This window comes from Mesorhizobium sp. Cs1321R2N1 (assembly GCF_037179725.1).
Classification (GTDB): Bacteria; Pseudomonadota; Alphaproteobacteria; order Rhizobiales; family Rhizobiaceae; genus Mesorhizobium; species Mesorhizobium salmacidum.
On sequence record NZ_JAPYKP010000053.1, the window covers coordinates 25977 to 34099 of the forward strand.

An 8123-nucleotide genomic window follows, 5' to 3' on the forward strand; every position below is an offset into this window, starting at 1 on the left:
CGCGGCAACTTCGAACCTTCTGGCGCGTTCAACCGGCTGAGCAGCGATCGCCTCGCCAAACTTCAGCCCAACTGGGGGTTCACGACAGCGACCAAATCAGGAATCAGACGAGAGTGACCGATATGAAAAACGATCTTTCAGCGCTGAGCGATTTTGCCCCGACACGCCGCCAGTTGCTTGGCCTCGGCCTGGTGTTCGCGGGTGCCGCCGCGCTCAACGTGGTGCCCGGATTCGAGCTGCTCGCCTCGGCGCAGGCGGCCGTGCCCGCGGCGGCGCAAAAGATCGCCGACCATTTCTCGGCGGTCAAATCGATGAGCGGCGAATTCGTCCAGTTCGGCCCCAAGGGCGAGCAGACCGGCGGCAAATTCTTCCTGGAACGGCCGGGCAAGATCCGTTTCAACTATGACGGGTCTTCAAATTTCCGGGTGATTTCCGACGGCAGATCGGTTGCCATCCTCAACAAGAGACTGAACACGTCGGATCTTTATCCACTATCGAAGACGCCGCTGAAGCTGCTGCTCGACGACCGCATCGACCTCTCGGGCAACCGCGTCAAGAGCGTCAAGGAAGAAGACGACCTCACCACCATCCAGCTCTCCGACAAGTCGGTTTTCGGCAATGCGCGAATCACCATGATGTTCGACCCGAAAACCTATGATCTGCGGCAGTGGACGATTACCGACGCGCAGGGCAAGGACACGACGGTGATGATCTTCAACACCAAGGAAGGCGTCAGTTTCGCGCCCGACACCTTCGCCATCGACTATACGGCCAATCGCGAGCTGAACACCAAGACACGGTAGTCTTCGTCGCCTCGCTTGTTTTTCCGGCGTGTGGCTGGCAGTAGTTCGGCGATCTATCGCCGGACCTTGCCGCATGCCCTTTTCGATCGCCACCTGGAACATCAACTCCGTGCGCCTGCGCATGCCGATCATCGAACGCCTGCTCGATGAGTACGCGCCCGATGTGCTCTGCCTGCAGGAAACCAAGGTCCCGGACGAGCTCTTTCCCGAAAAAGCCTTTCGCAAGATCGGCTATCCCTACATCGCCTTCCATGGCCAGAAGGGCTATCACGGCGTGGCGACGGTGGCGCGGCGGCCGATCGAGGTGGTCGAAAGGCGCCGTTTCTGCGACATTGAGGACAGCCGGCATCTGTCGGTGACCGTGCGGGCCGGCGGCAAGACGATCCTGGTGCACAATTTCTACGTTCCGGCGGGTGGCGACGAACCGGATCCCGAGATCAACAGAAAGTTCAGGCACAAGCTCGATTTCGTCGCCGAGATGAACGCCATCCGGGCCGAGCACGGCGAGGTGTCGGCCTCGGTGCTGGTCGGAGACCTCAACATCGCGCCGCTGGAGCATGATGTCTGGTCGCACAAGCAATTGCTCAACGTGGTCAGCCACACGCCGGTCGAGACCGAGAACTTCGAGGCGATGCGGCTGGCCGGCGGCTGGGTCGACCTGATGCGGCTCAACGTGCCATCGGAACAGAAGCTTTATACCTGGTGGAGCTATCGCGCGCAGGATTGGGAGGCGTCCAATCGTGGCCGACGGCTCGACCATGTCTGGTCGTCGCCGAACCTGGTGCCTGATTTTGCCGGCTACGAGATCCTGCGCCAGGCACGCGGCTGGGACCGGCCGTCGGACCATGTGCCGGTCATCGCCCGGTTCGACTTGGATTGACGGAGTCGTCGATAAAAAGGCGTTCGTCGCGATCCTTCCCGCCAAGCATCGAGTTCTCTCGCGGCAACGGCCTCAACCCGAAAAGCGCGGGGCCAGTTCCTCGATGCGGCGGATCATGTCGTGGAATTCCTCGGAGATGCGTTGGTGGAGTTTCACCGCCAATTCCGGATACTCCTCCAGGATGCGCCGGAACATCTTGCGGCTCAGCCTTATCACCTCCGAATCGATTTCGGCCGAGGCGCTGGTCAGCCGGTTGGTGTCGGCGATCAGCGCCAGTTCGCTGAGCATCGTGCCGGGACCGACTTTGCCGATCGGGATGCGCTCGCCATTCTGCTCGCGATAGAGCACGATACGCCCGCTGACCACGACATAGGCCGAATCGGCCACGTCGTCCTCGCGATAAAGCTTGTGGTCCGCCTGAACGAGAGTGGTCTCGGCTCCGAAGGCGAGCAGGCGCAACTGTTCCTGCGTGAAGCCCTCGAAAAGCCTCACGGCGGACAGGATGCGGATGTCGTCATCCAGCGCCATCTAGCTTTGTCCCCGAACGGTCAGTCCCATCCCTCCTCTGCGGTACGGTCCCTGAATCCCCCTAGGATCGTACCCGAAAGCGGCCCCGTCCAGACCGCCAATTGGATAGTGAAATGTTTAAGGAACCAGCTTGTAGCCGCCGCTTTCTGTCACAAGAATTTCAGCATTGGAAGGATCGCGCTCGATCTTCTGGCGCAGACGGTAGACATGGGTTTCCAGCGTGTGCGTGGTGACGCCGGAATTGTATCCCCACACTTCCTCCAGCAGCACGTCACGCGTCACCACCTTCTGGTCGGCGCGATAGAGATATTTGATGATCGAGGCCTCCTTTTCCGTCAGCCGCACCTTGCCGCCGCGCGGGTCGATGAGCAGTTTCTGGCTGGGCTTGAAGGTATAGGGGCCGACCGAGAAGGTCGCGTCCTCGCTCTGCTCATGCTGGCGCAGCTGCGCCCGGATACGGGCAAGCAGCACCGCGAAGCGGAATGGCTTGGTGACATAGTCGTTGGCGCCGGCCTCGAGACCCAGAATCGTGTCCGAATCGGTGTCGTGGCCGGTCAGCATGATGATGGGCGCCTTGTAGCCGCCCTTGCGCAGGATCTTCACCGCCTCGCGGCCGTCCATGTCGGGCAAGCCGACATCCATGATGAGCAGATCGATGAGTCCGCCACGCGCAGCGGTGACGCCTTTTGCCGCAGTGGATTCCTGCAGCACGTCGAATTCCTCGTAGAGGGACAATTGCTCGACCAGTGTGCCGCGCAGGTCGTCATCGTCATCGACGATCAGGATGGTACGTGAGGTCATGGATCAATCCGTTGTTTTGAAAAGTGAATTCAGTTGACCGCTGCGTATTTATGCGGAAGCTTGCCGGCACAATAGCCGATCACAGTGATTTGTTCCGTGGCACGATCATACAAGAAAAAACGCGATCGCAATGCAGCCGGCGCAATTTTGGCAAAACGGCTGCGCGTGATGACCGTGCGGGCGAGGCCGGGCCACCCAAGCCAGGGCCTGCTGCAGGCCGGCAAAACGGTGTTTGCGTGCGCGCTGGGGCGTGGCGGCATCTCGTCCGGCAAGCGGGAAGGCGACGGCGCAACGCCGCTCGCTTCGATGCGCATCCTGGCGGGCTATTTTCGGGGGGATCAGTTTGCCGCCGGCCGCAGGACACGGCTGGCGATGGCGCCGATCGGACCGGATCTCGGCTGGTGCGAGGTCCCAGACGACCGCAATTACAACAGGCCGGTCAAGATGCCCTATGGCGCCAGCCACGAACGCATGCGGCGCGACGACCGGCTCTACGACGCCTGCCTGGTGCTCGACTGGAACATCGCGCCGCGCCGCCGCGGGCGCGGCAGCGCCATCTTCTTCCACCTGGCGCGTCCCGGCTTCACGCCGACGGAAGGTTGCGTGGCGGTCACCGCGCGCACGATGGCGCGGCTTTTGCCGCTGCTGTCGGACCGGACGGTGGTCAGGGTGGTGAGATAGGGGAATAGGGGAATAGGGGAATAGGGGAATAGGGGAATAGGGGAATAGGGGAATAGGGGAATAGGGGAATAGGGGAATAGGGGAATAGGGGAATAGGGGAATAGGGGAATAGGGGAATAGGAAGTCTTCAGGAGCAGCAGACACGCCCAAGCCGCATTATCGATGCTACTCCCTTATCCCTTCCTGTTTCGCTGCCAGCCGATGTCTAGAAGGCCCAGCCAGCCGGTCTCGCGGTCCAAGGCGCGGGTGATGTCCTTGCGGGCGGCGCCGATATCGCGCAACTGGCGATCGGACAGATCCTCGACGTTCTGGTGGCCAAGATTGACCGCGACCCTGGCCTGCCGCAGCCAATCACGGACAGCCGACAGCCAGCCCGGCCGGGCGACGTATGCAGGGTGAAGAACGATGTGAGACATGATGGGATCCGTATTCTCCGGACATCAAATCCGGTTTGATGGTGTTTTGATGCCGTGATCATGCCGGATTGAAAAACAAACGGGAAACGAGTAGTTCTTTTCTCATCATCAAGTTTTATTTGAGGATTGAGGCTCCATGGACCGCTTCGATCGGGCCGCGCGCTGATGGCAGCTCTCTTGCCTGGAACACGGGCGCTCAGGACGCTGGAGGCGGCGGCCCGGCACCTCAATTTCACCCGAGCCGCCGACGAGCTCGGCCTGACGCCCGCCGCCGTCAGCCACCAGATCAAGGAAATCGAGGATCAGCTCGGCATCGTGCTGTTCACCCGCACCAGCCGCACCATCCGGCTGACGGAAGCGGGCACGGTGCTGTACGAGGCGGCGACCGACACGCTCGACCTGCTTGGCCGGGCCGTGATGCGGGCGCGCAAATTGGCGCGCGGCACGGAATTCCTGAAGGTGACGCTGGACGCGCAGTTCGCGGCGAAATGGCTGATGCGGCGTGTCGAGAATTTCCGCAAGCAGCGGCCGGGCATCGAACTCAGGTTCGACATTGCCTATGGCTTGCGCGATTTCGATCTCGACGACGTCGATGTCGGAATCCGCTTCGGCGCCGGCAAATATCCAGGACTCTGCGCGCATCGCCTGTTCGACAACATCATTATTCCGGTGTGCAGTCCGGGCCTCCTGGCATTTGGGCCGCCCCTGCGCGAGCCGCGCGACCTGTTCAACCACACGCTTGCCCATATTGAATGGGCCCGCCAGGGCGTGACCTGGCCGAACTGGCGCATGTGGATGGCGGCGGCCGGCATCAACGATTTCGACGACAGCCGCACCGTCGTCTTCGGCACCTCCACGGATGCTGTCCAGGCGGCGCTCGACGGCAATGCCGTCGCGCTTGCCGATTTCGCCATGGTGGCGAACGACCTGTCCGAGGGCCGGCTTGTGCGGCCCTTCGAACTCAGCATCAGGGTTGCGCCGGAATTCGCCTATTTCCTGGTCTATCCCCAGGCCATGGCGGACGATCCCCGTATCGTCGCGTTCCGCGAATGGATCCTCGAGGAAGTTGCCAGGACGCGGACGGCGGACAAGGTCTAATCTCTTGTCTTATGCATTCCCCTGGGAAAGAGCTACGCGCTTTTCCCGGGAAAACCACGACGGGACTTTTCCTGGAATTGCTCCCGCGCTCAGGACCGGGCGTTGTGGCCGAAGATCATCCTTGTGTATTTCTTCCATTTCCATTTCAGCTTCTTGTACAGAAGCGGGTGCTTTTTGCCGGCGACGGAAGTCTGGAAAGCGCCGTTTTCGCTGCCTTGCTCGACAATTGGCCGCTCGAACCACAGCATCTCAATGCCCAGTTTTTCGTCCATCTGCTCGATCTGGTGGTCGATCACGGTGTATATTTTGTGCTGATCGATCCAGGCACAACGGGCTTCGGCGACCGGACGGGTGATGAGATAGGAATCCGCGCACCTGGCATGCAGTGCCGGGTAGAGCCTCTGACCCCTGCGCAATTTCCAGCTCGGCGTGTAGTAGTTGCTGCCGTTGCCGAAATAGATGACGGCCTTGCGCATCGGGCTGCCGAGTTCGGCCAGCCCTTGCCGGAATTTGGCGACGAAGTCGCGCGCGAGGAAGACGTCATCCTCGAACACCAGGCAATAGGGCAGGTCGGTTTCGAGGAAGTCGCGCCAGATGCCGACATGCTTCAGCGCCAGCGAGACCTGCGCCGGGTGGACAAAATCGGGAGCGACCAATTCAGCACGAATCTCCGGGGTGATATCTGGCTTGTCCCAGTCCGTGTAAAAGTAGACGGGCACGCCGCGCCGCTCAAACTCGCGGACAATGTGGCGGCGGCGTTCGTCATAGCCATGCTTGACGTGGCAGATCCGGGTGAACACCAGGTCGCGGGGAAATCCGGATTCATCCGTCGTCGTCAAAGCGTTATCTCAACTCGCCGCGGCGCCGAACCAGCCGATCACCGCGCCGATGATCAGCAGCACGCCCAGCCAATGACCGCCATCGATGAGGGTCAGGTCCCAGCCGAAATTCTCATAGCGATGGTTGACCGACAGCGTCGTGGCGACGAAACCCAGCCAAAGCACGAAGCCGAAGATCAGGCCGGCGAGCCAGGTCGGCTCACCACCCGTCATCGCGCCGACGACCAGGGCCATGATGTAGGCCATCAGCAGCTCGGCGATGAAGGAGATGACGAAGGGCAGCGGCGATTTCTTCATCGTCGCCGGATCGAGCTTGACGGCCTTCAGCCAGGGCTTGCTCAACGCCATGTACCAGGCGGCGCCGAACAGCCATGCGACGACGGCGGCGGCAACCACCGCGATCCAGTTCACTGCTGAAAAATCCACGAGTTCCCCTCCTGTGCGGCTTTATGGAAACGCCTGTTCGGCGATGGCGTCAAGCAGTCGCCACACGGTCGTGCGCTTGACTTCGGCATCCTCGAGCGCCCTTGTCACCGGCACCTGGTAGACGCCAAGCGGCTCCAGCCCCGATCGCGGCAGATAGGACCGGCCGGGATCGCCGACGAGGACCTCGGCGCCACGCCGTTTGAGCGCCGAAAACCACGGCATCAGCCGGTCGGCGAAGGGTTTGTCGTAGAAGACATCGCCAGCCAGGATCACATCCCAATCCGCATCGGTGCCGATACAGTCCGTGCCGAGGAATTTGTTCACGACGCCATTGGCGTCGCTGTTGAGCCGGATCGCGGTGGCGCAGAACGGGTCTATATCGGCAGCGGTTATCTCGGCAGCCCCCGCCCTGGCGGCGGCGATGGCGACGAGCCCGGAGCCCGAGGCGAAGTCGAGCACGCGCTTGCCTCGCACTGTGTCGGGATTGTCGATGACGTAGCGGGCGAGGCCCTGGCCGCCGGCCCAGGCGAAAGCCCAGAAGGGTGGCGGCAGGCCGATCTCGACCAGTTCGTCCTCGGTCCGCTGCCAAAGATCATGCGCTTCGTCGGCGAGGTGGAGAAGAATCTCCGGTACATGCGGCGGTGCCATTAGCGCCGTGTTGTCGAGGATGAACTGCCTGGCGCTGTCGGGGGTGAGTGCCGTCACGGCGCAGGCGTCAGGCCGCCCATGCGGCAGACTTCCTTCCATTCGGCCGGGGTCACCGGCTGCACGGAAAGCCGTCCGAGCCGCACCAGCGCCATCTCGGCCAGTCTTGGATTGGCCTTGACTTCTTCCAGCGTCGGCGGGTTCGGCATGTCCCTGACAGCACGGATGTCGACACACTCCCAGCGCGGATCATCGGATGTAGTGTCGGGATGGGCCAGCGCGCAGACCTCGGCGATGCCGACCACGTTCAGCCCGTCATTGGAATGGTAGAAGAAGCCGAGATCGCCGATCTGCATGGCCTTCATGTTGTTGCGGGCGGCGTAGTTGCGCACGCCGTCCCATTGCGTGCCGGCCTTGCCCTTGGCCTTCAACGCCTCGAAGGAGAAAACCGAGGGTTCGGATTTGAACAGCCAGTAGTTCATTTTTTCTCCTCCTTGCGTTCCAGTCGTCGCGGCGCCGCGAATTAACTAGCCGCCGGCTTGTTGAACGTCCAGTTCCACTGGCGGATTTCGACGCTTTCGAACAGGCCGGCCTTGGCATAGGGGTCAGCGGCCGACAGGGCCTGCGCACCAGCCAGATCGGGCGCCTCGACCACCACGAGGCTGCCATTGGGCTTGCCGTCGGCGTCGAGGAACGGACCGGCAAAGGCCAGCTTCTTGTCGCTGTTCAGCCCTTCGAGGAAGGCGACATGCTCGGGCCGCGTGTCGAGGCGCACCTGCAGGCTTCCGGGCTTGTCCTTGCAAATCAGAGCAAACAGCATGGTCTTTCTCCTGGGTGGTTGGATCAGGGGATCAATCGTTGGTTTCGGTCTTCAGCGGCCGGGTCATCAGGGCCGTCACGGCCTGGCCGATGGTGATCCTGCCATCCAGTATGGCGGCCACGGCGGCGATGATCGGCGCATCGATGTTGCGCTCGGCGGCGATGCGGGCGGCGATCGCCGCGGTCG

At 62.0% G+C, this 8123-nt stretch carries 12 protein-coding genes and 1 pseudogene; 4 read left to right on the top strand and 9 right to left on the bottom strand.

The features are described 5' to 3' along the window. The first annotated feature begins 122 nt into the window (after positions 1 to 122). Positions 123 to 803, top strand: a complete 681-nt coding sequence (locus O7A61_RS15745) for an outer membrane lipoprotein carrier protein LolA (protein WP_337130573.1) — start codon at positions 123 to 125, stop codon at positions 801 to 803. Positions 804 to 876: 73 nt separating this feature from the next. After that, entirely contained in the window at positions 877 to 1683 is an 807-nt protein-coding gene (locus O7A61_RS15750; RefSeq protein WP_140751765.1) for an exodeoxyribonuclease III, read from the top strand. Positions 1684 to 1755: 72 nt separating this feature from the next. On the opposite strand, the gene O7A61_RS15755 is transcribed toward O7A61_RS15750, so the two are convergent. Together O7A61_RS15755 and O7A61_RS15760 are read right to left on the bottom strand one after the other, a co-directional pair. Beyond that, complete coding sequence (locus O7A61_RS15755) at positions 1756 to 2211, bottom strand: Crp/Fnr family transcriptional regulator (RefSeq protein WP_337107601.1); 456 nt, start codon at positions 2209 to 2211, stop codon at positions 1756 to 1758. Between the two features lie 117 nt (positions 2212 to 2328). After that, positions 2329 to 3012, bottom strand: a complete 684-nt coding sequence (locus O7A61_RS15760) for a response regulator transcription factor (protein WP_027145512.1) — start codon at positions 3010 to 3012, stop codon at positions 2329 to 2331. An 84-nt stretch (positions 3013 to 3096) separates the two neighbouring features. Here O7A61_RS15760 and O7A61_RS15765 point away from each other — a divergent pair, with 84 nt between their 5' ends. Continuing rightward, positions 3097 to 3693 (top strand): L,D-transpeptidase family protein, encoded by a 597-nt coding sequence (locus O7A61_RS15765; RefSeq protein ID WP_140718558.1) that lies wholly within the window; start codon positions 3097 to 3099, stop codon positions 3691 to 3693. A 173-nt stretch (positions 3694 to 3866) separates the two neighbouring features. Here O7A61_RS15765 and O7A61_RS15770 read toward each other — a convergent pair whose 3' ends face one another. After that, a complete protein-coding gene (locus tag O7A61_RS15770) occupies positions 3867 to 4109 on the bottom strand; it encodes a hypothetical protein (protein WP_337130568.1) in 243 nt (80 codons plus the stop codon). Between the two features lie 165 nt (positions 4110 to 4274). On the opposite strand from O7A61_RS15770, the gene gcvA reads away from it, so the two are divergent. Next, on the top strand, positions 4275 to 5207 hold the full coding sequence (gene gcvA / locus O7A61_RS15775; RefSeq protein ID WP_337130569.1) for a transcriptional regulator GcvA: 933 nt from the start codon (positions 4275 to 4277) through the stop codon (positions 5205 to 5207). An 89-nt stretch (positions 5208 to 5296) separates the two neighbouring features. On the opposite strand, the gene O7A61_RS15780 is transcribed toward gcvA, so the two are convergent. The 6 genes and pseudogenes from O7A61_RS15780 to O7A61_RS15805 form a co-directional block, all read right to left on the bottom strand. Further along, positions 5297 to 6046 (bottom strand): glycosyltransferase family 25 protein, encoded by a 750-nt coding sequence (locus O7A61_RS15780; protein ID WP_337130570.1) that lies wholly within the window; start codon positions 6044 to 6046, stop codon positions 5297 to 5299. A gap of 9 nt (positions 6047 to 6055) precedes the next feature. Continuing rightward, positions 6056 to 6472, bottom strand: a complete 417-nt coding sequence (locus O7A61_RS15785) for a DUF1761 domain-containing protein (protein ID WP_140510216.1) — start codon at positions 6470 to 6472, stop codon at positions 6056 to 6058. Positions 6473 to 6493: 21 nt separating this feature from the next. Further along, positions 6494 to 7219, bottom strand: a complete 726-nt coding sequence (locus O7A61_RS15790; protein ID WP_181169998.1) for a class I SAM-dependent methyltransferase — start codon at positions 7217 to 7219, stop codon at positions 6494 to 6496. Further along, the gene (locus tag O7A61_RS15795; protein ID WP_027144603.1) at positions 7174 to 7599 is read right to left on the bottom strand and encodes an EVE domain-containing protein; all 426 of its coding nucleotides are present in this window, start codon (positions 7597 to 7599) and stop codon (positions 7174 to 7176) included. The genes O7A61_RS15790 and O7A61_RS15795 overlap by 46 nt, the downstream gene beginning before the upstream one ends. 41 nt (positions 7600 to 7640) lie before the next feature. Next, entirely contained in the window at positions 7641 to 7937 is a 297-nt protein-coding gene (locus O7A61_RS15800; protein ID WP_337130571.1) for a YciI-like protein, read from the bottom strand. Between the two features lie 31 nt (positions 7938 to 7968). Continuing rightward, positions 7969 to 8123 (bottom strand): annotated as a pseudogene (locus O7A61_RS15805) (NAD(P)H-dependent glycerol-3-phosphate dehydrogenase); the annotation flags it as partial.

What these genes read in the sequence shown, in the direction of transcription:
- O7A61_RS15770 (WP_337130568.1), bottom strand. Translation starts at nt 4,109, where the DNA reads ATGTCTCACATCGTTCTTCACCCTGCATACGTCGCCCGGCCGGGCTGG.
- O7A61_RS15745 (WP_337130573.1), top strand. Translation starts at nt 123, where the DNA reads ATGAAAAACGATCTTTCAGCGCTGAGCGATTTTGCCCCGACACGCCGC.
- O7A61_RS15755 (WP_337107601.1), bottom strand. Translation starts at nt 2,211, where the DNA reads ATGGCGCTGGATGACGACATCCGCATCCTGTCCGCCGTGAGGCTTTTC.
- O7A61_RS15795 (WP_027144603.1), bottom strand. Translation starts at nt 7,599, where the DNA reads ATGAACTACTGGCTGTTCAAATCCGAACCCTCGGTTTTCTCCTTCGAG.
- O7A61_RS15790 (WP_181169998.1), bottom strand. Translation starts at nt 7,219, where the DNA reads ATGGAAGGAAGTCTGCCGCATGGGCGGCCTGACGCCTGCGCCGTGACG.
- O7A61_RS15750 (WP_140751765.1), top strand. Translation starts at nt 877, where the DNA reads ATGCCCTTTTCGATCGCCACCTGGAACATCAACTCCGTGCGCCTGCGC.
- gcvA (WP_337130569.1), top strand. Translation starts at nt 4,275, where the DNA reads ATGGCAGCTCTCTTGCCTGGAACACGGGCGCTCAGGACGCTGGAGGCG.
- O7A61_RS15760 (WP_027145512.1), bottom strand. Translation starts at nt 3,012, where the DNA reads ATGACCTCACGTACCATCCTGATCGTCGATGACGATGACGACCTGCGC.
- O7A61_RS15800 (WP_337130571.1), bottom strand. Translation starts at nt 7,937, where the DNA reads ATGCTGTTTGCTCTGATTTGCAAGGACAAGCCCGGAAGCCTGCAGGTG.